Below are 21,742 nucleotides of genomic sequence, written 5' to 3'. Positions count from 1 at the left end.
GGGGTGCCGGGGCGGCGCGCGCCACGGCTCAGTGCTCGCAGAGGGAGAACTCCCGCTCGTAGAGCTGCTCGTTGTGCTCGTCGACGAAGAACTTCCGTTCCTTCATGAGCTCTTCGCGGAAGGTCTTGGCCTGTTCCAGCGTCATGGTCGAGGTGGCGGACCACGGCTGCTGCGGCGGCACGTCGGCCGTCGAGACGATCCGCTGCGAGGGGTCGACCAGGAAGAACGCGAGGATCTTGCGGTGCCCCGGACGGGTGGGGTCCGCGAGCCGGAACGCGTCGACGCGGTGCTGGAGGACGTTCGGGAAGGCCAGGCACCGGCCCTGCGGCGTCGACGCCGACCCCAGCACCTGGTTCAGCGCCTCCTCGTTCTCCAGGCCGTAGACCTCGCGCACACCGGTGTCGTCGCTCTGCTGGTACTCCGGATCGTCGAGCGCCGCCCGGAAGCCGAGACGGCTCTCGGTGATGTTCTCGCTGTCCCAGTAGTAGAGCCCGGTCGAGACGATGCGCTCGTTCACCATCCCCTCGACGTGCCAGGAGCCGCCGGCGTACTCGGGCTTCTCCGGGGTCAGGTGGATGGTGGCGAGCTTGACGATCACCTGGAGCCGGCGACCGCGCAGATCGACCCGGTCGGCCTCGGCGGGCCCCTCGGGCGCGGTGAACTCCGGGGCGTCCGGGACGACCGGGGTGCGGTTGTCGTACCAGTCGTCGTGGGCCTCCACCCACGCCTCGTAGGCCTCCTGGTACGCCGTGGCGTCGGCGTAGGCGGACTTGGCCGGATACTTCGGCTCCGCGCCGTACCACCCGTAGGGATCGGCCTCGATGCGCAGCGGCCGGGGATGGCGCAGATCGGTGAGCACCCGCTCGAACAGCGGACGCATCCTTCCGAACAGCTCAGGGAGCACGGCGCCGAGTTCGCGATGGGCCTCGGGGTGGACGTTGTTGACGTACGAGAGGAGGGCGACCTCGCCCTCGTCGTCGACCTCGACGTCCGTGGGCAGCCACTGGAACCGCTCCGAGAACTCGTACGTCGAGTACCGGTCCGTCGGGTTGCGCCACGCCTCCACGGGCGCGCCGCTCACCTCCCGCACCAGGCAGAACAGGGAGGGGTGCACGAGGTCGAGCACCTGGCCGTCGGAGCCGGGATGCCAGTCCTTCTCCGCCTCGGGCACCTCCTCCAGGACCCGCACCGCGTCCCGCAGCCGGGCCCTCAGAGACTCGTCGACGAGCGCGTCCGACTGCCACACGCCGTCGACCGCGGACACCTCGGCACCGGTCGCCTCGTCCCTCAGCGCGGCGTAGTGCGCGAGTTCGGCGAGCACGTACGCCACCTGCGCCTCGGTGAGCCCCTGAGCGACCGCCTCCCGCGTCCACCGGGCCACGATGTCGGCGTCGTTCCTCTTCTCGAACCACCCCGATTTCGCCCGGACATGGGCGCTGCACTCCATCATCTCCAGCTCCCGCAGGGTCCGCGGCGGAGTGAACGGGAGCGTACGGGTGGAGTGGAAGGGCAGGGGGAAAGCGGTGAAGCCGGTCAATGCTCTGGGTCCTTCGAGTCGACGTGCGATGGCGGGAAGGATATGCCAGCCGGCGCGCGTCGGATGACTCGTACGGGTGAGATCCGCGCCGCCTGAGCGGGTGGCCCGAAAACGGTCTCACGGGCGCGCGAGCCGGTCGCCTACGGTGAGGGCACCGACCGGTGAGTGACGTGGAGAGGACGGGGCGGCCCATGACCAGCACCCCTTGGCGAGAGCGGTCCGTCGTCGTGACGGGAGGGACGCGCGGTATCGGACGGGGCATCGCGGAACTCTTCGCCCGCCGGGGCGCGGCCGTGCTCCTGACCGGCCGGGACGCGGCCGTGGCGCGCGCGGTGGCCGGGGAGGTCGCCCGCGCCACCGGCGGGCGGGTCGCGGGGACCGGTGTGGACCTCCGCGACCCGGCCGTGGTCGAGGCGATGGCGGCCGAGGCGGAACGCCTCCACGGACACGTCGACGTCCTCTGCGCGAACGCCGGGGTCTTCCCCGAGAAGCCGCTGCGCGAGATGACCGCGGCCGACGTCGACGACGTCCTCGCCGTCAATCTCCGGGGCACGATCCTCGCCGTACGGGCGTGCCTGCCGGCGATGGAACGCGCCGGGCACGGCCGCGTCGTCCTGACCTCGTCCATCACCGGACCGACCACCGGCTACACCGGCTGGTCCCACTACGGCGCGAGCAAGGCGGGCCAGCTGGGCTTCCTGCGCGGGGCGGCGCTCGAACTGGCCCCGCTGGGCATCACCGTCAACGCGGTGCTCCCCGGGAACGTCCGCACCGAGGGCCTGGACGCGCTGGGCGAGGAGTACCTGCGGCGGATGGCCGCGTCGATCCCGCTGGGCCGGCTGGGGGAGACCGCCGACATCGCCCACGCCGTCGGCTTCCTCGCCTCGGACGAGGCCGCCTTCATCACCGGCCAGACCCTCACCGTCGACGGCGGCCAGACGGTCCCCGAATCCCTGGACGCCCTCGCCACGGCGACCGGCACGGCCTGAGGCCCCACCGGCCGCGCGGGTCAGTTCAGCTCGTCGGGGTGCGGGCCGGTGCGCAGGCCGCGGTCGAGACCGGCGATCACCGCCATCTCCTCGTCCGTCAGGACGAAGCCGAAGACGTCGAAGTTGGCCCGGATCCGGGCCGGGGTGACCGACTTCGGGATGACCACGTTGCCGAGCTGGAGGTGCCAGCGGATGACGACCTGGGCGGGCGACGTGCCGTGCGCGGCGGCGATCGCTTCGATCGCCGGGTCGTCGAGGACCGCGCCCTGGGCCAGCGGGCTCCAGGCCTCGGTGGCGATCCCGTGCTCGCCGTGGAAGGCGCGCAGCTCGGACTGCTGGAGCGCGGGGTGCAGTTCGACCTGGTTGACGGCCGGGGTCAGCGTGGCGCCGTCGAGCAGGCGGCGCAGGTGCTCGGGCTGGAAGTTGGAGACGCCGGCGGCGCGGATCCGGCCCTCCGCGGCGAGCCGTTCGAGGGCGCGCCAGGAGTCGCGGTACAGGTCGCGTGCCGGGGTCGGCCAGTGGATCAGGTACAGGTCGACGTAGTCCAGGCCGAGCTTGGCGAGGCTGGCGTCGAAGGCCCGGAGGGTGGCGTCGTGGCCCTGGTCGGCGTTCCACAGCTTGGTGGTGACGAAGAGCTCCTCGCGGGCGATCCCGGAGTCGGCGAGGGCCCGGCCGACGCCCGCCTCGTTGCCGTAGACGGCGGCGGTGTCGATGCTGCGGTATCCGGCGTCGAGGGCGGCCGTGACGGCGGCGGTGGTCGCGTCGTCGGCGACCTGGAAGACGCCGAAGCCGAGCTGGGGGATCTCGACGCCGTTGTTCAGCGTGACGGTGGGGACGACGGGGGTGGTGGACGGTGCCATGGTGGGTACGTGTTCCTTCACTTGGTGAGCGCGGTGGGCTCGGTGGTGCGGGCCGGGGTGGCCTGGGCCACGACGGTGCTGGTCCTGGTGGTGCGGCGTTCGAGCGCGGCGGACCAGAGGGCGAGGGCGAGTGCGGTGGCGGCGAGGACGGCGCCGACCCAGTTCGGGGCGGTGTAGCCGAGCCCCGCGGCGATGACGAGGCCGCCGAGCCAGGCGGCGAGGGCGTTGCCGAGGTTGAAGGCGCCGATGTTGACCGCGGAGGCGAGGGTGGGGGCGCCGTGGGCCTGGTCGAGGACGCGCTTCTGGAGGGGCGGGACGGTGGCGAAGCCGAGTGCTCCGACGAGGAAGACGGCGATCGCGGCGAGGATCTTGTCGTGCGCGGCGAAGGTGAACAGGCCTAGGACGACGGCGAGTCCGCCGAGGGTCGTGTAGAGCAGGGGCATCAGGGCGCGGTCGGCGTAGCGTCCGCCGAGCAGGTTGCCGAGGAACATGCCGACCCCGAAGAGGACCAGCAGCCAGGTGACGGCGCCCTCCGAGTACCCGGCGGTCTCGGTCATCATCGGCGCGATGTAGGTGATGGCGGCGAAGACGCCGCCGAAGCCGAGGACGGTCATCGCCATGGCGAGCAGGACCTGGGGGTTGCGGAAGGCGGTGAGCTCGCGGCCCAGGTTCGCGCTCGCGGGGCGGGGCATGGCGGGGACGAGACGGGCGATGCCGGCGAGTCCGACGACGCCGAGGGCGGCGACGAGGACGAAGGTGGTGCGCCAGCCGACGGCCTGCCCGATGTAGGTGCCCAGGGGGACGCCGACGATGTTGGCGACGGTGAGGCCGGTGAACATGGTGGCGATGGCGCCGGCCTTCTTGTCGGGGGCGACGAGGCCGGCCGCGACGACGGACCCGATGCCGAAGAAGGAGCCGTGGGCGAGGGAGGCGACCACGCGCCCGGCGAGCATGACCTCGAAGGTGGGGGCGAGGGCGGAGACCAGGTTCCCGGCCACGAACAGGCCCATCAGCACCATGAGCATGCGTTTGCGGCTGACCCGGCCGCCGAGCACGGTGAGGAGCGGGGCTCCGATGACGACGCCGAGTGCGTAGCCGGTGACGAGGAGACCGGCGGTGGGGATGGAGACGCCGTAGTCGCCGGCGATCTGGGGCAGCAGCCCCATGATGACGAACTCGGTCGTGCCGATTCCGAAGGCCCCCACGGCCAGGGCGAGTAGTGCGAGCGGCATTGGGCCCAACCCTTCCTTGTTGCTTGAGCGAGCTCCTTGCGTGCTCTCACAATAATTGCAGACGCGCGTTAATTGCAAACGCGGGCAAGTGTCGGGTTGGAGGTGTGGGCGTCTGCGTGGTGTGGGCGGGTGCAATGAAGAACCCCCGCCCGGGCGTGAAGCCCGGTCGGGGGTGGGGTGTGGCGGGCGGGGGGGCTACGCGCGCGGCGCCGGTACGTCGACGGCCTCGACGGCCGCGACCAGCGGGGCCAGCTCGGGGTTCCCGGCCGCCTCGTCCAGCGCCTGCCGCAGCGCGGCGTCGTTGGTCGGCCGGGCCGCGCCGAGGAGCTCCCGGCCGGCCGGGGTCACCTCGGTGTAGATGCCGCGCCGGTCGGTCGGGCACAGGTACCGCGCCAGCAGTCCGCGGTCCTCCAGGCGGGTGACCAGGCGCGTCGTGGCGCTCTGGCTCAGGACGACGGCGTCGGCGACCTGCTTCATCTGCAGGTGGCCGCCTTCGCCGTCGTGCTGCCGGCCGAGCACGTCGAGCAGGGAGTACTCCCGCGCGCTCAGTCCGTGGCCCGACTGCAGGGCCCGCTCGACGTGCGACTCGATCCGGTCGTGCAGCAGGGAGAGCGCGCCCCAGCGGCTGGCGAGCGCGGTGAGCGCGGGGTCCGTGGCGGTCATGGGTTCCGGTCTCCTTCCGCGGGCTGTCGACGCCCAGGATACGCCGGTGGAGCAAATATCGGCGGATGCGGATATCGCGCGGACACAAGTAACCCGGGTCGACCGCCCCGGCCGCCGGTCACCCGGCGCCGGTGCCCGTGCCGTGCCCCAGCCGGGCCGGGGTCGCGCGGGCGAGGGCGTCGCGGGCCGCCTCCTCCGCGAGGGCGCGGTCCTCCGGGACCACGCCGACCCGGGTGCGGCGGTCGAGGAGGTCGGAGGTGTCGAGGGCGCCCTCGTGGCGGACCGCCCACACGAGTTCGGCGCCGGTCACGGGGTGCCCGGGCACGACGGGCTCGGCGAGGGCGGGGTCCTCGGTCCCGAGGGCGTGGACGGCCGGGGCCTCGGAGCCGTACCGCTGGACGAGGCGGGGCGGCACGTCGAGTCCGGCGAGGACCGCCGGGCGGGCCGCGCCGACGAGCGGGACGGAGGCGGTGCGGCAGGGGCCGGCGGGCAGGTCGCGGACGGCGACGGCCGCGTCGACGGCGTCCTGGGCCATGCGGCGGTAGGTGGTCAGCTTCCCGCCGACGACCGTCACGACGCCGTCGGGCGAGGTCAGCACCGCGTGCTTGCGCGAGATGTCGGCGGTGCGGCCTTCCGGGTCCCGGGTGTCGAGCAGGGGCCGCAGCCCGGCGAAGGCCCCGACCACGTCGGAGCGGCGGACGGTGACGTCGAGGGCGGAGCCGAGGACGTCGAGGAGGAAGCCGATGTCGGTCTCCGGGACCTCCGGCACGTCGGGGACGTCGCCGTCGACGGGCTCGTCGGTGAGGCCGACGTACACCCGGCCGTCGCCCTGCGGCAGTACCAGGACGAAGCGGTTCGTCTCGCCGGGGATCGGGATGTGCAGTCCGGCGGAGAGCCGGCCGAGGGTCTCGGAGCGCAGGACCAGGTGCGTGCCGCGCGAGGGCCGGAGCCGTACGTCGTCGACGAGACCGCCCGCCCAGACGCCGGTCGCGTTGACGACGGTGCGGGCGCGGATGCGCAGCTCCTGCCCGGTGGTCTCGTCGCGTACCAGCGCGCCGTCGCCGCGCAGCTCCAGGGCCCGGGCGCGGGTGAGGATCCGCGCGCCGTAGGCGGCGGCGGTGCGGGCGATCGCGGTCACCAGGCGCGCGTCGTCGGAGAGCTTGCCGTCCCAGGAGAGCAGTCCGCCGCGCAGGCCGACCGGGCGCAGGGCGGGGGCGAGGTGGCGGGTCTCGACGGCCGACAGCGTGCGCGGCTGCGGCAGCGTGCGCCGCGAGGTGCGCGCGCCGACCCGCAGCAGGTCGCCCGCGACGAACCCGGCCCGGGCGAGGGCCGCCTGGCCGCGGCTCACGAGCGGGGTGAGCGGGAGCACGAAGGGCTGGGCGCGGACCAGGTGCGGGGCGGTGCGTTCCATGAGGATGCCGCGCTCGACGGCGCTCTCGTGGGCGACGTCGAGCTGCCCGGTGGCGAGGTAGCGCAGTCCGCCGTGGATCAGCTTGGAGCTCCAGCGGGAGGTGCCGAACGCCAGGTCGTGGGCGTCGATCGCGGCGACGCTCAGCCCGCGGGTGGCGGCGTCGAGCGCGGCTCCGGCTCCGGTGGCGCCGAGCCCGACGACGAGGACGTCGACGGTCTCGCCGTCGGCGAGCCGGTCCAGTTCGCGCCGGCGCCGCTCGGCGTCGAGCGAGGAGCCGGGCAGGGCGGTGCCGCTCGGGGGAGTGCTCGTGGGGTTCACGGGGCGAGGTTCCTCTCCAGCAGGGTGCGCAGCTCGTCGAGGAAGGCGGCTTCGCTCAGTTCGGGATCGCCCGCGTCGGCCATGGTGCGCAGCGAGAGCGTGAAGGACTGGACGACGAGCAGCAGGGACCGGGCCTGCAGGTCGGGGTGGGCGAGGCGGACGGAACCGTCCTCGTGCCCCTCCTCCAGGGCCGTGACGAGCAGCCCGAGCAGGGCGTCCTGGCTGGCGCCCCGCCGGTCGAGGACGTACGGCAGCAGCAGCTCGGGGTCGACGTCGAGGATCTTCTGGAACAGCGGATGGGACCGGAAGGCGGCGACGCCTGCCACGAGCCCTTCGACGATCCGCTCCCGTTCGGGCCGGTCGTCGTCGACGGGCGGCATGGCGCCGGCGGCGACCGCGATCCACTCGCGGGTCATCAGGTCGCCGACGAGGCTCCGGACGTCGGGCCAGCGCCGGTAGAGGGTCATCCGGGACACGCCGGCCCGCCGGGCGACGTCGGTGAGGGTGGTTCGCCGTACGCCGACGGCGAGCACGCAGTCCCGTGCCGCGTCGAGGACGGGATCTGCGTCCGCATGGTTGTGACGAATGGGCGTCATCTGTCACAGTGTAATGCAGTGAGGGCCGAGCGGCAGCGCCGTCCCTGAAACAGACCGTGAGGAACCTCTCGAAGTGGACATGTTGTGGAGCGGCTGGGGCGACCCGGCCAAGGCGGCGCCCCTGCCCGAATCGGTGACCGGACTGCTGCGGGACCTGCTCGGCGTCACGCCCCGTGAGAGCGGACCCTCCGCCCTCACCGACATCGACGTGCCCGCCCCGGCACTCACCGAGCAGGCGAGCGGCGCCCTGCGCGCCGCCGTCGCGGCGCCCGACGGCGTACGGGACGACGCCGAGAGCCGCATCCGGCACACCCGCGGCAAGTCCACCCCCGACCTCCTGCGCATCCGCGCCGGCGAGGTCGACGACATCCCCGCCGCCGTCGTCCTCCCGGGAAGCCACGACGAGGTCCTCGCCGTCCTGCGCGCCTGCGCGGACCACGGCCTCTCCGCCGTCCCCTTCGGCGGCGGCACCTCCGTCGTCGGCGGCCTCGCCCCCACCACGAAGCGCCCCTTCGTCGCCCTCGACCTGCGGCGCCTCGACCGGCTGCTCGCCCTCGACGAGATCTCGCGCACCGCCACCCTCCACCCCGGCCTGCGCGGCCCGCAGGCCGAGGCGCTCCTCAACGAGCGGGGCTGGACCCTCGGCCACTTCCCCCAGTCCTTCGAGTGGGCGACCCTCGGCGGATTCGCCGCGGCCCGCTCCAGCGGCCAGGCCTCCGCCGGCTACGGCCGCTTCGACGAGATGGTCCTCGGCCTGGAGGTCGCGACCCCCGAGGGCACCCTGTCCACCGGCCGCGCCCCGCGCTCCGCCGCAGGCCCCGACCTGCGCCAGCTGATCCTCGGCTCCGAGGGCGCCCTCGGCGTGATCACCTCGGTGACCGTGCGCATCCGCCCGCTGCCGCAGAAGCGGATCTACGAAGGCTGGCGCTTCGCCTCCTTCGAGGCCGGCACGGCCGCCCTGCGCCGCCTCGCCCAGGACGGTCCCCGGCCCACCGTGCTGCGGCTCTCCGACGAGTCCGAGACCTTCATCGGCCTGGCCCAGCCGGACGCCATCGGCTCCACCGCGCTCCCCGAGAACCCCGGCTGCATGGCCATCGTCGGCTTCGAGGGCACCGAGGCCGACACGGCCGCCCGCCGCGCCGCCGCGCGCGAGGTCCTCCTCGCCTGCGACGGCGAGTTCATCGGCGAGGAGGCGGGCGACAAGTGGGAGCACGGCCGCTACAACGCCCCCTATCTGCGCGACGCGCTCCTCGACGCCGGTGCGTTCGCCGAGACGCTGGAGACGGCCGCCTTCTGGTCCGCGATCCCGGGCCTCTACACGGCCGTGCGCGACGCGCTGACCGCCACCCTCACCGAGGCCGGCACCCCGCCCCTCGTCATGTGCCACATCTCGCACACCTACGAGAACGGCGCCTCGCTGTACTTCACCGTCGTCTCCGCGCAGGGCGAGGACGCCGTCGCGCACTGGGCGCCGGTGAAGCGGGCGGCGAACGACGCGATCCTGGCCGCGGGCGGCACCATCAGCCACCACCACGGCGTCGGCACCGACCATCGCGACTGGTACGCCCGCGAGGTCGGCCCGCTCGGCATCCGTATGCTCCAGGCGGTCAAGGCCGAGGTCGACCCGACCGGCGTGCTCAGCCCCGGGGTCCTCATCCCCGTCCGCTGAGCACCACCCCGTCCCGCCCCTTCCCGACCCTCTCATCGCGCCGCCCGGAGGCCAGTTCCATGCGACAGTTCACCGCCGTCGTCAACCCCACCGCAGGGGGATCCAGCGGCACGGCGAGCCTGCTCCCGGTGGCCCGGCTGCTGCGGGAGGCGGGCGCGCGGCTCGACACCGTGTACAGCCGCAGCCTGGAACACGCGCGGGAAGTCGCCCGGGAGGCCGGGGAGAAGGGGCACGTCGTGCTCGCCGTCGGCGGTGACGGCATGGCCGGCACCGTCGGCGGCGCGCTCAGCGGCACGGACACCGTCTTCGGCCTGGTCCCCGCGGGCCGCGGCAACGACTTCGCCCGCGCCCTGGGCCTCCCCACCGACGCCCCGGGCCTCGTCAAGATCCTCCTCGACGGGGAACCGCGCGCCGTCGACACCATCGAGGTGCGGTCGGCCCGGCACGCCGGCGTCTGCGTCCTCGGCAGCGTGTACGCGGGCGTCGACGCGGTGGCCAACCACCACGCCAACGCCTCCCGTCTCCTGCGCGGAGCGGCCTCCTACTACGCCGGAGGCCTCCGGGCCGTCCTCGCCTGGAAGCCCGCCGCGTACCGGGTCACGATCGACGGGATCCGGCACGAACACCGCGGCTACTCCGTGGTCGCGGCCAACTCCGGCTTCTACGGATTCGGCCGGAACATCGCCCCGGGCGCCCGCGTCGACGACGGCCTCCTCGACGTCGTCGTCATCAAGGAGGCGCCCAAGCGCCTCTTCTTCGCCATGATGAACGAGCTCAAGACGGGCGCCCACGTGAACCGCCCCGAGATCGAGATCCTCCGCGGCAAGGAGGTCCGCATCGAAGCCGACCGCCCCCTGCCGTACGGCGCGGACGGCGAGGTCGACGCCACCCTGCCGGTCACCCTCAGGACGATGCCGGCGGCCCTCCGCGTCCTGGCCTGACCAGGACGCCGGTCCGCCCGGGTCAACTATGCTTCTGGGCGGCACCCGCGCAGCGGCTTGTGAGGCCCGGGCGGGGACCGCGTGACATCGATCATGAAGATCCTGGGGAACCGACTGACCGCCGTGACGTGTCCGGGGCGGAGGGGGGGCACCCGGCTCTCGCCGTGAACAGGAATCCCAGGGAGAAGTGAGGTATGTCGGTGATCTGCGTCGGAGGCATGATCGGGATCGGCAAGACGAGTGTGGCCGAGCTTCTGGCGAAGGAGCTGGGCAGCGACGTCTTCTACGAGAGCGTGGACGACAACCCGATCCTGCCGCTCTTCTACACGGCGAGCCCCGAGGAGATCCAGGCCAAGCGGTACCCCTTCCTGCTCCAGCTCTACTTCCTGCAGACGCGCTTCGCGTCGATCAAGGAGGCGTACAAGCAGGGTGACAACGTCCTCGACCGGTCCATCTACGAGGACTGGTACTTCGCCAAGGTCAACCACGACCTGGGCCGCATCAGCTCCCTCGAGATGCAGGTCTACGAGGGCCTCCTGGACGAGATGATGCGCGAGATCGACGGCCTGCCGTACCGCAAGGCACCCGACCTCATGGTCTACCTGCAGGCGGACTTCGAGACGGTGATGAAGCGCATCGGACTGCGCGGCCGCGACTTCGAGCAGGACGAGGCCCTCGTGGAGTACTACCGGACCCTGTGGTCCGGCTACGACGACTGGGTGCACAAGCACTACTCGGCCAGCGAGGTCCTGGTCATCGACATGAACCGCACCGACGTCGTGAACGTCCCCGACGACGCCGCCCGCGTGGTGCAGCAGGTCAAGGACGCCCTGGCCGAGGCCAGGTCCCGCGCCTGAGCCCGCGCGCCGGAGGAAGCCGGCGGGAGGACGCCGGCGGCTGAGCCCCGGTGCCCCCGGCCGGCCCGACGGTCACTCCGGGGGCCGGGACAGCGGGCTGGTGTCGATCCGCCGCAGCAGGGTCGCGACGTCCTCGCAGACGAGCACCGCGCCCGCCTCCTCCAGCTCGGCGCGCGTCGCGCCGCCCGTCAGCAGGCCGACGCACGGCAGCCCGGCCCGCCCGGCGGCCTCGACGTCCCACACGGTGTCGCCGACGAAGACGGCGTCCTCGGGCTCGGCCCCCACCGCCTCCAGGGCGGCCTCGACGAGGTCGGGCGCCGGCTTGGTGGCGTCCACGTCCCCGCCCGAGGTGGCCGCCTCGATCACGTCGTCGGCGTCCAGCAGCCCGCGGACGGCGGCGACCTCCTCCTCGGAGGCCGAGCTCGCGAGCACGATCCTCCATCCCCGTGCGGCCACGGCGCGCAGCAGCTCCGTCGCGCCCTCGAAGGGGCGGAGATTCTCGTACCAGGCGGCATAGAGGGCGCCGTGCGCGTCGGCGATCGCCCCGTCCTCGGAGCGTCGGCGCCGCTCGCCGAGGACCGCGTCGAGGAGGCGGTCCGCGCCCATGCCGATGGCGTGGTGGATGCGGGACATCGGTACGTCGTGACCGTGCCGGCGCAGCGCCTGCCACCAGGTGACGGTGTGGAGGTAGGTGGTGTCCACCAGGGTCCCGTCGACGTCGAACAGGGCGGCGCCCCGGGACGCTCGTGCCGCACGCGCAGTCATGGTGTCCTCCTCACGCCGGGCCCCGTCGCCCCGGTCCGGTCACGCGACTACCCGGCCGGGGTCCTCCCATCCGCACCCGCGCCGCCCGCATGAAGCCCGGTGGAAGGGGCAGCCGCGCAGGGAAGGCCCTGCCGCCCGGGCAGGGCGCGTGGGGAAGGAACCCGCCATGCCTCGTGGATCCAGTGCCAAGCGGGAGCGGCAGTACGAGCACATCAAGGAGAGCGCCCTGGACCGGGGCGAGAGCGAGAAGCGCGCGAAGGAGATCGCCGCCCGCACCGTGAACAAGGAGCGGGCACGCTCGGGCGAGTCCAGGACGGCGAGCAAGAGCTCCACGCAGGACATGTCGTCCTCGCGCCGCGGCGGCAAGCGGTCGCACAGCGGCTCCGAGGGGCCCACGTACGACCAGCTGTACGCCGAGGCCCAGCGGCGCAACCTCCACGGACGGTCCCGGATGGACAAGGCGGAGCTCAAGCGGAAGCTCGGCCACTAGAGACGTCAAGGGGCAGTGGTCCCGGGGGAGACCGGCACCTCGTAGAGCGCGAACGCGCGGTCGATGACCGGCTGGGCGACGTTGCGCACGCGGACCCCGCCGGCCGTCATGCCGTGCTCCGTCCCGAGGTGGGCGTGGCCGTGGACGGCGAGGTCCGCGCCCATGGAGTCGATCGCCTCCGCGAGGAGGTAGCTGCCGAGGAAGGGATAGATCTCGACGGGCTCACCGGCCAGGGTGTCGGGGACGGGCGAGAAGTGGGTCAGGGCGACGCGGATGTCGCAGATGCGCCGCGCCCGAGAGACGGCGCGGTCACCTCGCGGTGACGGCCCTCACGCGTCCTTCAGTGCGCCCCCGCCCCGAACTCGGCGTGCTGCGTGCGCAGCGCGAAGTCGGCCTCTCCCGTCGGCGGGTCGCCCAGGGAGCGGCGACGGGTCTCCGCGCGGGCCTCCCGCATCAGGGCCCGGAACTCGACGTCCGTCAGCCTCGGGCCGTGCGGGCGCCCGTCGGTGTGCCCTCGGTGCTCCGCGTACGTGACCATGGGGACCATTCCGCCTCTCCGTTCTCGCACCGCGTGTACCCGGCCCGCGCCCGCGCAGTCCCCGTGACCGCGCGACGGATCGCGACGGCACGGGCGGCATCCGCGTCGACGGACGCGCGTAGCGGACGCGAGCCCGGGTACCGGTCGGTTGAGGGGGCCGGCTCGCACGGTCGGCTCGCTGTGAAGGGAGTGTGCCATGAACACCGGCAGGCACTCCGGGAACGCCCGGCGCATCGTCGTCGGAGTGGACGGCTCCACGGCCTCGTACGAAGCCCTGCGCTGGGCGGCGGGGCAGGCGCGCGTGACGGGGGCGAGGCTGGAGGTCTGGGGCGCGTACGACGTGCCCGGAGCGGCGGGCCGGTCCGCGCCGGCGGTGGACGCCGCCTTCGACGCGGACCACGCCAGACAGGCGATGACCGAGGAGATACGCGACGTGCTCGGCGCGACCGGCGACGTGCCGCTCGAAGAACACGTGGCCCGAGGCAACCCGGCCGGCGTCCTGACCGAAGCCTCGGAAGGCGCGGACCTGCTGGTCGTCGGCAGCCGGGGCCGCGGGGGCTTCGCGAGCCTCCTTCTGGGGTCCGTCGGCCAGCAGTGCGCCCTGCACGCCTCCTGCCCGGTCGTCATCGTCCGCCCCGGCACCACCGCCCCGGCGGAGGCGGACGCCGGGTGACACGGCAGGTGACATGCGGGCGTCACCGCCGGGCGGTGAGCCGGGCTTCTCGCGGCACCCCAGGACGCCCGCGCGGGCGCCGCCCCGCCCCGCCGGGGGCGATCAGGCGCCGGCGGACACGTCCGTCAGCCAGGCGTTCCAGTCGCTCTCGTAGTCCAGCGAGGTGAGGAACGCGCGCGCGGCGTTCCAGTTCCCGGTGCGGTAGTGGCCGAGGACGGTGGCGACGTCGGCGGGGTGCCGCTCGATCATGTAGCGGGTGGCGAGGTAGCCCCAGTTGTAGGTGCGGTTGACGTCGCTGTTGGCGTAGGTGGTGTCGAACAGCGTGCGCAGCGCGTACGTGTGCTTGCCGGCCTCGGCCAGCGCGTTGGTGTAGGGGACGCCCCGGTACGAGTAGGAGACGTACTCGGCGATGCCCTCGCCCCACCAGACGGTGGGGGTGGTCTGGCTGTCGGCGAAATCGCCGTGGAGGTCGTAGCGGCCGTCGAGGTAGTGGGTGTACTCGTGGTTGAGGTTCCAGATCTGCCAGCCGGGGCTCACGTCGGTGCGTTCGTAGCATATGAACCGGGGCTGGTTCCCGGTCCGGGCCGGGTCCCCCTCCAGGTACATGCCGCCGTTGTTGGTGTCGATGCCGTAGATCCGCCCGGCGTACGCCTTGTAGTCCGCGCTCGAGTTGAAGACGTCGACCTCCAGCGTGGTGTTGTGGTCGTCGGCGACGGGGCCCGGGTCCTTGACCACGTTGTGGAAGTAGGCGTCCTGGTCGGCGAGGCTCGCGCAGGTGGCGGCCAGTTGGGCGGCGGTCATCTCCTGGGCGCGAATGCGCAGGGCAGGGCTGCAGTCGTGGACGACGGGCAGGATCCGGGATTCGAGTCTGCCGCCGCCGCCCGAGGCCAGGCCCGGCGTGTTCTTGCCCGTGCCGTGGGCCGGGCGCTGTCCCGCGTCGGCGAAGACGTGGTCCGGGGTGGGCTCGCCCCGGTCGGCCGGCGCCGCGTGAGCGGCGGCAGCGGGGGTGGCGACGGCGATCAACAGGGCGGTGGCGATGGCCAAGGCGCGCAAGGTCGGCTCCTGGAAGACGAGTTGGGGGCCCGTCGGCGACGGGATGCGCAGTAAAATGGCACATGTCACATGTCTTGGCAATGGTGTGCGCGAGACCGGGAGCGGCCGACGGGGGGTGGGGCGGGGAGTGAACGCCTCGTGACGGGGCAGCGGATGCGCGACCCGGCAGCGGCCGACGGCGGCCGAACCGGACCTCGGCGTCCTGGGCGAGGGCGTTTCCTTTGCGGGCGGCCCCTCGTTGCCCCGCGTGGCAGGCGCGTCCCCGCGTCCTGCCGCGGGGCACGCGACGAAGAGGAGCGGTGATGGCCGGTCGGGACTTTCTGACGGCGAAGATCGAGCGCGGTTTCGACCGGCTCGACGTGAACGGCAACGGCGTACTGACCGAGGACGACCACGTGACGATGGGCCGCCGGGTGGCGTCCTCCCTCGGGCACGCCGAGGACTCCCCCGAGGCGCGGGGGATCGTCGACGCCTACCTGGGCATCTGGCGCGAGGTGCACCTGCCGTTCCTGCCGGCCGGGGGGCAGGGGATCCCGAAGGACCGGTTCGTCGCCTCGACCCGGTCGCTGGCCGACGACCCCGGGGCTGCCCGGGCCGCCCTCGGCGGGATCGCCGAGACCTACCTGCGGATCGCGGACATCGACCAGGACGGGCGGGTCGGCCCCGCCGAGTTCCTCGCCTTCCAGCGCGGGCACTTCCCCGGCTTCACCGAGGAGGAAGCGGCCGAGGCCTTCCGGCACCTCGACATCGACGGTGACGGCACGCTGTCGCCCGCCGAATTCACCGACGCCGTCGTGGAGTTCTGGACCAGCCCGGACCCCGAGGCCGCCGGCAACTGGTGGATGGGGCGGCCGGTCTCCGGCCGAGACTGAGCAGTCCCTCCCGGTTCCGGGTGAGCGGGCCGCCGGCCCGCGCGTGCGTGTCCGCCGTGCCCTCCCTGTGCACACGGCGAACGAGAGGCGTCCGACGGGCCGTGGCCCAGGTCGGGCGCCTCGGTCTTTCCCCTGCGGGCGGCCTCGTCGCCCGTCGTCGGATCGCCTCCGTCTCGTCGAAATCGCTTTCGCGATCGACCCGATCCGGCCAATCCCCCTCGCATTTAGGGCGCTCCCGCGGTGGACGCCCCACGTTGACCCCGCATGCAACTTTGCTGGATTAACATGCTTCTTGACCCTCCCTTGACCAATCTTTGAGTCTCGCTATACATCTGAACCACCCAAAAGGGAATCAGAAGCCGCACGTCACGAGGCATGAGACACGACGACACGGTGCGTGCTGACGCTCCTCACCGTTGTGCCGTTCGTGTCGCCGCTCCTCGCCGCCACCGCGCCCTTCGCAGACGCGTAGAGGCGTCCCACCCCCGTAAGTCCCCCCGTAGTCCCCCCACTTCGCCGTCCCGCACCCGTCCCGCACCCGACGCGCATCCGACGCGCGCCAGGAGGAATCACCACGCCATGCAACCCCTCATCGACCACGCGCGCTCGTTCGGACGGCGCCCGGAGGAGTTCACCGGCCTCGCCGCAGGCCAGTCCCCGGCGGTCCTCTTCATCACCTGTTCCGACTCCCGGGTCGTCCCCGCCCTGATCACCGGCGCCCGTCCCGGCGAGCTCTTCGAGCTGCGCACGGCGGGCAACATCGTTCCTCCCTACGCCTCCGGCACCCCCACCGGTGAGGCGGCCACCATCGAGTACGCCGTGGAGGTCCTCGGCGTCGCCGACGTCGTGGTCTGCGGGCACTCCCACTGCGGCGCCGTCGGCGCGCTCGTACGCGGCGAGGACCTGACCGCCGTGCCGGCCGTACGGGACTGGCTCGCGCACGCGGCGGACGAGCCCCGGTCCTCCGACCCGGCCGACCCGGCGGTGACCGAGGCCGTCCAGAACCACGTCCTGACCCAGCTGCTGCGGCTGCGCTCCTATCCGTGCGTCGAGAGGCGCCTCGCGGAGGGCCGGCTCCGCCTGCACGGCTGGTACTACGAGGTCGGCACCGGCGCCGTGCGCGAACACCGCCCGGACACCGACGCGTTCGAGGCGCTGTGAGCGGCGCGACGGTCGGCACGCCTCGCCGCTTCCCCCACCTGCGCGAGGACTTCCTCGCGTCCGTCGTCGTCTTCCTCGTCGCCGTACCGCTGTGCGTCGGCGTGGCCGTCGCCTCCGGCGTCCCGGCCGAACTCGGTCTCGTCACCGGCATCGTGGGCGGCCTCGTCACCGGATGCATGGCCGGCAGCAGCCTCCAGGTCTCCGGGCCCGCGGCGGGTCTGACGGTGATCGTCTTCGAGGCGGTCAGCGCGTACGGAGTGGGCGCGCTCGGGGTGATCGTGCTCGCCGCCGGCCTGCTCCAGCTCGCCATGGGCCTCCTCAAGATCGGCCGCTGGTTCCGGGCGATCTCCGTCGCCGTCGTCGAGGGCATGCTCTGCGGCATCGGCCTGGTGATCATCGCCGGTCAGCTCTACGCGGCGGCGGGGCTCAAGGCCCCGGAGACCGGCATCGGCAAGATCGTGGGCCTGCCCCGGGCCTTCGCCGACGCGCTCGGGAGCACGGAGGCCCTGGCCTCGCTCGCGACCGGTGCCGGCACCATCGCCGTCATCGTGCTCTGGAAGAAGCTGCCGGGGCGGGTGCGGTCCGTGCCCGGGGCCCTCGTGGCGGTGGTGCTGGCGACGGCCGCCTCGCTCGGTCTCGGCCTGCCCGTCGCCACGGTCGAGGTGGAGGGACTGCTCGGTGTCGTCCAGCTGCCCGGCGCCCAGGCCTTCGCCGAGCTCGCCGATCCGGCCGTCTGGGGCACGGTCGTCGCGTTCGCGCTGATCGCGTCGGCGGAGAGCCTGTTCAGCGCGGCGGCCGTGGACCGGCTGCACGACGGTCCGCGCACCGAGTACGACAAGGAGCTGGTCGCCCAGGGGACCGGCAACACGGTGTGCGGCCTGCTCGGCGCGCTGCCCATGACCGCGGTGATCGTACGCAGCTCCGCCAACGTCGAGGCCGGCGCCAGGACCAGGGCGTCGCGCGTCCTGCACGGTGGATGGCTCCTGCTGTTCGCCGCCGTGCTGCCCTTCGCCCTCGCCCTGATCCCCCTCGCCGCCCTGGCCGGAATCCTGGTCCACGCGGGCTGGAAGCTGATTCCGTTCCGCCAGCTCGCGGGGCTGTGGCGGGGACACAAGGGAGAGGCCGTGGTCCTGGTGGTCACGGCCGTCGCCATCGTCGTGGTGAACATGTTCGAGGGCGTCCTGATCGGCCTCGGCCTGGCGGTCGCCAAGACCGCGTGGGAGGCCTCGCACGTGAGACTGGAGGTCGTCGACAAGGGCGCCGGCCCGATCCGGGCGTACCTCGCCGGCAACGCCACCTTCCTCCGCCTGCCGAAGATCCTCGACAGCCTGGAGTCGCTTCCGCAGGACCGACCGGTCGAACTCGACCTGTCGCGCCTGCACCACCTCGACCACGCCTGCCGTACGGCGCTGGAGGGCTGGGCCGAGCGGCACAGCGCGGCCGGCACCGAGCCGGTGAAACTCACCACCGCCGCCTGAGCCCGCGCGGCTGGAAGGCCGTCCGGGTGGGGAGGAGACCGTAGGCGGCCCGCGGTCCGAGCGCGGGACCCGTGTCACGACGAGGAGGATCCCCCCATGGGACAGGCCCATCGGCCGACCGGCACCGACCCCGGCGCCCCTACCCCGGCCGACGCCCCGGCCACCCGGCGGAACCCGCTGCTGCGGCTGGGCGCGCCGCCCGTCGCGGCGGCCGCGCTCACCGGGACCGTCGCGCTCTACATGACCCTGGTCGCCTTCGGGAACATCACGGACTTCGGCACCAACCAGCAGTTCGTCCAGCACGTCCTGAGCATGGACACCACGTTCAAGGACCCCGACCTGATGTGGAGGGCGGTCGAATCGCCCGCCCTCCAGAACGCCGTGTACGTCGCCGTCATCGTCTGGGAGACGCTGGCCGCGCTGGTCCTCCTCGCCGCCACCTGGCTCTGGATCACGGGACTGCGCCGGGACGCGTACGACCGCGCCCGGGCGGCGAGCACGGTGGGTCTGGTGATGGTGCTGCTGCTCTTCGGGGCGGGGTTCCTCGCGATCGGCGGCGAGTGGTTCGCCATGTGGCAGTCGTCCGACTGGAACGGTCTGGACGCCGCCGCCCGCAACGTCGCGCTCGCCGCCTTCACGCTCCTCGTCGTGCACCTGCCCGGTGCGCGCGGCCGGGCCGCTGCCGAAGGGACCTGACGCCCCCTCCGTGCCGTACCGCCCTCTCGCGCGGATGGGTGGCGGATAGCCTGCCGGTATGGAAGCTGTCCTGGTGAGCGCGTGTCTGCGCGGAGTTCCGTGCCGGTTCGACGGACGGCACAAGGCGTCGCCGGAGATCGAGGCCGCGCTCGCGGGCCGCGAGCCCGTCCCCTTCTGCCCGGAGACCGCGGGCGGCCTCGCGACCCCGAGGCGCCCCGCCGAGCTGGTCGGCGGCGACGGGGGCGCCGTGCTCGACGGCACGGCACGCGTGGTCGACGACACGGGCCGCGACGTGACGGCGGAGTTCGTCGCCGGAGCCCGTCTCGCGCTCGACGCGGCCCGGCGCAGTGGCTGCCGGGAGGCCCTGCTGATGCCGCGCAGCCCGTCGTGCGGCCGCGGCACGGTTCACGACGGCTCGTTCACCGGGCGGTTGACGGCGGGCGACGGGGTCACCGCGGCCCTGCTCGAACGGAACGGCGTCACGGTCCGTCCCGCGCCCGGCGCGTGAGGAGGACCGTGGGACGACGGGGCGTCGCCCCGCCGCGGACGGCGAGGTGCCGGTCCACCCGATGAGCCGACCGCCGGCCGCGTCGTCTTCCGGGTCCGGTGCGCCCGGCGGTCGCCCTTCCGGTCCGACCGGCAGGGCGACCGCCGGGCGGTCGGGTCAGGCGCAGGCGCTCGTGCCGAGCGTGAAGGCCGTGGGGGAGGGGGTCGAGCCGGTGTGGGTCCCCTGGACTCCGAAGCTCACCGACGCGCCGGGGGCGATCGTCCGGTTCCAGTCGGTGTTGCGGGCGCTGACGGCGGTGCCGCTCTGGGTGACGGTGGCGTTCCACGCGCTCGTGACGTTCTGCCCGCCCGGGTAGGCCCAGGTCAGCTGCCAGCCGTCCACGGCCGTCGGGCCGGTGTTCTCGACGGTGACGTTCGCGGTGAAGCCGGTGCTCCAGACGTTGCTCACCGCGTACGTCACCACGCAGGCCGCGGCGGGCGGCTCGCCGCCGGTGGAGGTCCGCTCGGCGGCATAGGCGGCGAGCCAGGCCAGCGGGGCGTTCCAGTTGACCGCCACCTCGTTGGTCGAGTACGAGTCGATGTGGTCGACGTAGCAGGCCGCGGGGGCGCAGCCGCGCAGCCTCTCCTGCGCGACGGGGTCCTGGAGCGCGCTGTTGGGGCCGCCCGCGAGCGAACCGGCCGGCGGATGGGGCAGCGAGGCGTCCAGCTGGTGCGCCCAGAAGCGGTGGTGCTGGTTCCGGGCGGACGTCTCGCCGTAGCCGGTCACGTACGACACGCCCAGGGCGTTGCGCCCGAGCAGGTAGTCCATGGTCTCCAGGGCGCCGGCGCGGAAGCGCGCGTCGCCCGTCAGTTCCCCGGCGACGGCCATGACGACGGCGTCGTTGGCGACCGCGCCGTTCGACCCCCAGAAGTAGCCGTCCGCGGGGACGGGCACGGCGTACCCCTGGGCGGCCATCCTGGACAGGTAGCCGTCGGCCGCGGCGGTCACCGAGGAGCGGATCCGGGCCGTGTCGGCGGCGGGCAGCCCGTTGGGGACGGTGGCCAGGACGAGCCGGCCGAGCGCGGCGGTGTCCGCCCAGCCGAAGCCGTACGGGCTGAACGCGTCGGCGGAGGTGTGCCAGGACGAGGAGGTGACCGCGTCCCGGTAGGAGCTCTCGCCGGTCGCCGCGTACAGCTCGGCGGCGGCCCAGTAGAACTCGTCGGTGACCCGTGTGTCCCCGTAGGCGCCGCCGCCCGTGCCGTCGGAATCCGGGGCGTAGAGCGCCGGGTCGGCCTGTGCCGCGCTCCATGCCCGGCGGGCGGCCGACAGGCAGCGGTCGGCGTAGGCGGAGTCGTAGGGCCGGAAGACGCGGGCGCACTGCGCGGCGGCCGCCGCGAGGTTGAGGGTGGCCGCCGTGGAGGGGCGGTGGAGCTCGCGCGGCTGAGGGTCCTGCTCGGGCCGCATCGGCATGCCGGTCCATGCCGCGTCATGGATCTTGTGGAACGCCATGCCCGCGTTCGGCCTGCCGGCGGGGACCTGCATCCGCATCAGGAAGTCGAGCTCCCACCGCGCCTCGTCGAGGACGTCGGGCATGCCGTTGCCGCGCTCGGGGACGCGCAGGGTGGAGTCGCCCAACGCAGCCTCCGTGCCCGCCCGTTCGGCCCGCTCGAAGGAGTTGACGAGCAGCCAGGTGGAGAGGCCGCCGTTGACCACGTACTTGCCGTGGTCGCCCGCGTCGTACCAACCGCCCCTGACGTCCTGGGTGTAGTCGCACACGCCCGCCTGACAGGGGACGGCGGTGTCGCCCCTGTTGGGTGCGACGCCGAGGTGTCCGGCCGGGCGCGCGTAGGCGGAGCCCACCAGGGAGGCGTCGATCGCGATGCCGCTGCGCTGGTGGTGGAAGAACGCCATCGTGTCGGAGCGCAGCGCGTCGTAGAGGTCCGCGCGGATGTCGAAGGGGGCGCTGCTGCTGCCGTCCACGGTCAGGACGTATCCGGTGCCCGTCTCCCGGTGCGAGGAGAAGTCCGCCACCTGGGCGGACTGTCCGGAGGGGGCGTCGGCGCCGCGCGGGACGGTCGTACCGGAGGCGACGACCGTCCCGGCCGCGTTCCGCAACTGCCAGCCGAGCGCCTGCGTCGCCGTGGTGACGACGGTCGCGCGCTTCGGCCCGTCGGGCAGGTAGCCGACCTGGTTGACGCGCACGGCCGTGGTCGCGGCCGCGGCGGTCGACGCGCCCGCGGCGGACGGTGCGGTCACGAGGCCGCCGAGGAGGAGGGCGCCCGTCAGGAGCACGGCGGAGAGGCGCGCGGGGCGGCGGACTAAGGACGACGTGGTGGGGGGCATGTGCGGCTCCTACGGGTGGTCGTGGGGTGGCGTCAGGAAGTGCGGGTGCGTCGTGAGCCGGTGGGAGTGGGCGTGAGGCGGCGGGAGGCGGTGGGGAAGCCGTGGCTCGTCCT

The 21,742-nt window shown here is 73.4% G+C and carries 20 protein-coding genes and 2 pseudogenes; 11 read left to right on the top strand and 11 right to left on the bottom strand.

The window, feature by feature from the left end:
• Positions 1-28 precede the first annotated feature (28 nt).
• Positions 29-1,537, bottom strand: a complete 1,509-nt coding sequence (locus AB0E19_RS01635) for a DUF4246 domain-containing protein (RefSeq protein ID WP_362171434.1) — start codon at positions 1,535-1,537, stop codon at positions 29-31.
• A gap of 191 nt (positions 1,538-1,728) precedes the next feature.
• Here AB0E19_RS01635 and fabG point away from each other — a divergent pair, with 191 nt between their 5' ends.
• On the top strand, positions 1,729-2,526 hold the full coding sequence (fabG, locus tag AB0E19_RS01630) for a 3-oxoacyl-ACP reductase FabG (RefSeq protein ID WP_362171431.1): 798 nt from the start codon (positions 1,729-1,731) through the stop codon (positions 2,524-2,526).
• Between the two features lie 20 nt (positions 2,527-2,546).
• Here fabG and AB0E19_RS01625 read toward each other — a convergent pair whose 3' ends face one another.
• From AB0E19_RS01625 to AB0E19_RS01605, 5 genes are all read right to left on the bottom strand, one after another.
• Positions 2,547-3,386 (bottom strand): aldo/keto reductase, encoded by an 840-nt coding sequence (locus tag AB0E19_RS01625; RefSeq protein WP_362171427.1) that lies wholly within the window; start codon positions 3,384-3,386, stop codon positions 2,547-2,549.
• A gap of 17 nt (positions 3,387-3,403) precedes the next feature.
• A complete protein-coding gene (locus AB0E19_RS01620; RefSeq protein ID WP_362171424.1) occupies positions 3,404-4,618 on the bottom strand; it encodes an MFS transporter in 1,215 nt (404 codons plus the stop codon).
• A 195-nt stretch (positions 4,619-4,813) separates the two neighbouring features.
• The gene (locus AB0E19_RS01615) at positions 4,814-5,281 is read right to left on the bottom strand and encodes a MarR family transcriptional regulator (protein WP_362171421.1); all 468 of its coding nucleotides are present in this window, start codon (positions 5,279-5,281) and stop codon (positions 4,814-4,816) included.
• 118 nt (positions 5,282-5,399) lie between these two features.
• Entirely contained in the window at positions 5,400-7,010 is a 1,611-nt protein-coding gene (locus tag AB0E19_RS01610) for a glycerol-3-phosphate dehydrogenase/oxidase (protein WP_362171418.1), read from the bottom strand.
• Positions 7,007-7,606, bottom strand: a complete 600-nt coding sequence (locus AB0E19_RS01605) for a TetR/AcrR family transcriptional regulator (RefSeq protein WP_362171415.1) — start codon at positions 7,604-7,606, stop codon at positions 7,007-7,009. Before AB0E19_RS01605 ends, AB0E19_RS01610 begins: the two co-directional genes overlap by 4 nt.
• A 73-nt stretch (positions 7,607-7,679) precedes the next feature.
• Between AB0E19_RS01605 and AB0E19_RS01600 the strand changes: the two genes are divergently transcribed.
• The 3 genes from AB0E19_RS01600 to AB0E19_RS01590 all read left to right on the top strand — a co-directional run bounded on the left by AB0E19_RS01600 (position 7,680) and on the right by AB0E19_RS01590 (position 11,073).
• The gene (locus AB0E19_RS01600) at positions 7,680-9,275 is read left to right on the top strand and encodes an FAD-binding oxidoreductase (RefSeq protein ID WP_362171412.1); all 1,596 of its coding nucleotides are present in this window, start codon (positions 7,680-7,682) and stop codon (positions 9,273-9,275) included.
• Positions 9,276-9,334: 59 nt separating this feature from the next.
• Positions 9,335-10,216 carry a YegS/Rv2252/BmrU family lipid kinase gene (locus AB0E19_RS01595; protein ID WP_362171409.1) on the top strand — a complete coding sequence of 294 codons (882 nt, stop codon included), beginning with the start codon at positions 9,335-9,337 and terminating at the stop codon, positions 10,214-10,216.
• 194 nt (positions 10,217-10,410) lie between these two features.
• Positions 10,411-11,073, top strand: a complete 663-nt coding sequence (locus AB0E19_RS01590; RefSeq protein ID WP_362171406.1) for a deoxynucleoside kinase — start codon at positions 10,411-10,413, stop codon at positions 11,071-11,073.
• Positions 11,074-11,145: 72 nt separating this feature from the next.
• Here the strand turns inward: AB0E19_RS01590 and AB0E19_RS01585 are convergent, their stop codons facing one another.
• A complete protein-coding gene (locus tag AB0E19_RS01585) occupies positions 11,146-11,838 on the bottom strand; it encodes an HAD family hydrolase (protein ID WP_362171403.1) in 693 nt (230 codons plus the stop codon).
• 166 nt (positions 11,839-12,004) lie between these two features.
• On the opposite strand from AB0E19_RS01585, the gene AB0E19_RS01580 reads away from it, so the two are divergent.
• On the top strand, positions 12,005-12,328 hold the full coding sequence (locus AB0E19_RS01580; protein ID WP_362171400.1) for a plasmid stabilization protein: 324 nt from the start codon (positions 12,005-12,007) through the stop codon (positions 12,326-12,328).
• A gap of 5 nt (positions 12,329-12,333) precedes the next feature.
• Here AB0E19_RS01580 and AB0E19_RS01575 read toward each other — a convergent pair.
• Together AB0E19_RS01575 and AB0E19_RS01570 are read right to left on the bottom strand one after the other, a co-directional pair.
• Positions 12,334-12,609, bottom strand: a pseudogene (locus AB0E19_RS01575) (metallophosphoesterase family protein); the annotation flags it as partial.
• A gap of 59 nt (positions 12,610-12,668) precedes the next feature.
• A complete protein-coding gene (locus AB0E19_RS01570; protein WP_362171397.1) occupies positions 12,669-12,875 on the bottom strand; it encodes a hypothetical protein in 207 nt (68 codons plus the stop codon).
• Between the two features lie 187 nt (positions 12,876-13,062).
• Between AB0E19_RS01570 and AB0E19_RS01565 the strand changes: the two genes are divergently transcribed.
• Positions 13,063-13,539, top strand: coding sequence for a universal stress protein (locus AB0E19_RS01565; RefSeq protein WP_362171394.1), 477 nt, complete (start codon positions 13,063-13,065; stop codon positions 13,537-13,539).
• A gap of 108 nt (positions 13,540-13,647) precedes the next feature.
• Here the strand turns inward: AB0E19_RS01565 and AB0E19_RS01560 are convergent.
• A pseudogene (locus AB0E19_RS01560) lies at positions 13,648-14,409 on the bottom strand (collagenase); the annotation flags it as partial.
• 485 nt (positions 14,410-14,894) lie between these two features.
• Between AB0E19_RS01560 and AB0E19_RS01555 the strand changes: the two are divergent.
• From AB0E19_RS01555 to AB0E19_RS01535, 5 genes are all read left to right on the top strand, one after another.
• A complete protein-coding gene (locus tag AB0E19_RS01555; RefSeq protein ID WP_362171391.1) occupies positions 14,895-15,464 on the top strand; it encodes an EF-hand domain-containing protein in 570 nt (189 codons plus the stop codon).
• A gap of 579 nt (positions 15,465-16,043) precedes the next feature.
• The gene (locus tag AB0E19_RS01550; RefSeq protein WP_362171388.1) at positions 16,044-16,625 is read left to right on the top strand and encodes a carbonic anhydrase; all 582 of its coding nucleotides are present in this window, start codon (positions 16,044-16,046) and stop codon (positions 16,623-16,625) included.
• The gene (locus AB0E19_RS01545; protein ID WP_362171385.1) at positions 16,622-18,103 is read left to right on the top strand and encodes a SulP family inorganic anion transporter; all 1,482 of its coding nucleotides are present in this window, start codon (positions 16,622-16,624) and stop codon (positions 18,101-18,103) included. Before AB0E19_RS01550 ends, AB0E19_RS01545 begins: the two co-directional genes overlap by 4 nt.
• A 96-nt stretch (positions 18,104-18,199) precedes the next feature.
• A complete protein-coding gene (locus AB0E19_RS01540) occupies positions 18,200-18,799 on the top strand; it encodes a DUF2165 domain-containing protein (protein ID WP_362171382.1) in 600 nt (199 codons plus the stop codon).
• 58 nt (positions 18,800-18,857) lie between these two features.
• The gene (locus tag AB0E19_RS01535) at positions 18,858-19,307 is read left to right on the top strand and encodes a DUF523 domain-containing protein (protein ID WP_362171379.1); all 450 of its coding nucleotides are present in this window, start codon (positions 18,858-18,860) and stop codon (positions 19,305-19,307) included.
• Between the two features lie 156 nt (positions 19,308-19,463).
• Here AB0E19_RS01535 and AB0E19_RS01530 read toward each other — a convergent pair whose 3' ends face one another.
• Entirely contained in the window at positions 19,464-21,629 is a 2,166-nt protein-coding gene (locus AB0E19_RS01530; RefSeq protein ID WP_362171376.1) for a glycoside hydrolase family 9 protein, read from the bottom strand.
• Between the last annotated feature and the right edge of the window lie 113 nt (positions 21,630-21,742).

The sequence above is a fragment of the Streptomyces sp. NPDC047974 genome, assembly GCF_040653375.1.
Classification (GTDB): Bacteria; Actinomycetota; Actinomycetes; order Streptomycetales; family Streptomycetaceae; genus Streptomyces.
Note: the sequence above shows the minus strand (reverse complement) of the source record. Positions and strands in the feature narration are given on the sequence as shown.

What these genes read in the sequence shown, in the direction of transcription:
- fabG (WP_362171431.1), top strand. Translation starts at nt 1,729, where the DNA reads ATGACCAGCACCCCTTGGCGAGAGCGGTCCGTCGTCGTGACGGGAGGG.
- AB0E19_RS01625 (WP_362171427.1), bottom strand. Translation starts at nt 3,386, where the DNA reads ATGGCACCGTCCACCACCCCCGTCGTCCCCACCGTCACGCTGAACAAC.
- AB0E19_RS01620 (WP_362171424.1), bottom strand. Translation starts at nt 4,618, where the DNA reads ATGCCGCTCGCACTACTCGCCCTGGCCGTGGGGGCCTTCGGAATCGGC.
- AB0E19_RS01615 (WP_362171421.1), bottom strand. Translation starts at nt 5,281, where the DNA reads ATGACCGCCACGGACCCCGCGCTCACCGCGCTCGCCAGCCGCTGGGGC.
- AB0E19_RS01605 (WP_362171415.1), bottom strand. Translation starts at nt 7,606, where the DNA reads ATGACGCCCATTCGTCACAACCATGCGGACGCAGATCCCGTCCTCGAC.
- AB0E19_RS01595 (WP_362171409.1), top strand. Translation starts at nt 9,335, where the DNA reads ATGCGACAGTTCACCGCCGTCGTCAACCCCACCGCAGGGGGATCCAGC.
- AB0E19_RS01590 (WP_362171406.1), top strand. Translation starts at nt 10,411, where the DNA reads ATGTCGGTGATCTGCGTCGGAGGCATGATCGGGATCGGCAAGACGAGT.
- AB0E19_RS01585 (WP_362171403.1), bottom strand. Translation starts at nt 11,838, where the DNA reads ATGACTGCGCGTGCGGCACGAGCGTCCCGGGGCGCCGCCCTGTTCGAC.
- AB0E19_RS01580 (WP_362171400.1), top strand. Translation starts at nt 12,005, where the DNA reads ATGCCTCGTGGATCCAGTGCCAAGCGGGAGCGGCAGTACGAGCACATC.
- AB0E19_RS01570 (WP_362171397.1), bottom strand. Translation starts at nt 12,875, where the DNA reads ATGGTCCCCATGGTCACGTACGCGGAGCACCGAGGGCACACCGACGGG.
- AB0E19_RS01565 (WP_362171394.1), top strand. Translation starts at nt 13,063, where the DNA reads ATGAACACCGGCAGGCACTCCGGGAACGCCCGGCGCATCGTCGTCGGA.
- AB0E19_RS01555 (WP_362171391.1), top strand. Translation starts at nt 14,895, where the DNA reads ATGGCCGGTCGGGACTTTCTGACGGCGAAGATCGAGCGCGGTTTCGAC.
- AB0E19_RS01550 (WP_362171388.1), top strand. Translation starts at nt 16,044, where the DNA reads ATGCAACCCCTCATCGACCACGCGCGCTCGTTCGGACGGCGCCCGGAG.
- AB0E19_RS01540 (WP_362171382.1), top strand. Translation starts at nt 18,200, where the DNA reads ATGGGACAGGCCCATCGGCCGACCGGCACCGACCCCGGCGCCCCTACC.
- AB0E19_RS01535 (WP_362171379.1), top strand. Translation starts at nt 18,858, where the DNA reads ATGGAAGCTGTCCTGGTGAGCGCGTGTCTGCGCGGAGTTCCGTGCCGG.
- AB0E19_RS01530 (WP_362171376.1), bottom strand. Translation starts at nt 21,629, where the DNA reads ATGCCCCCCACCACGTCGTCCTTAGTCCGCCGCCCCGCGCGCCTCTCC.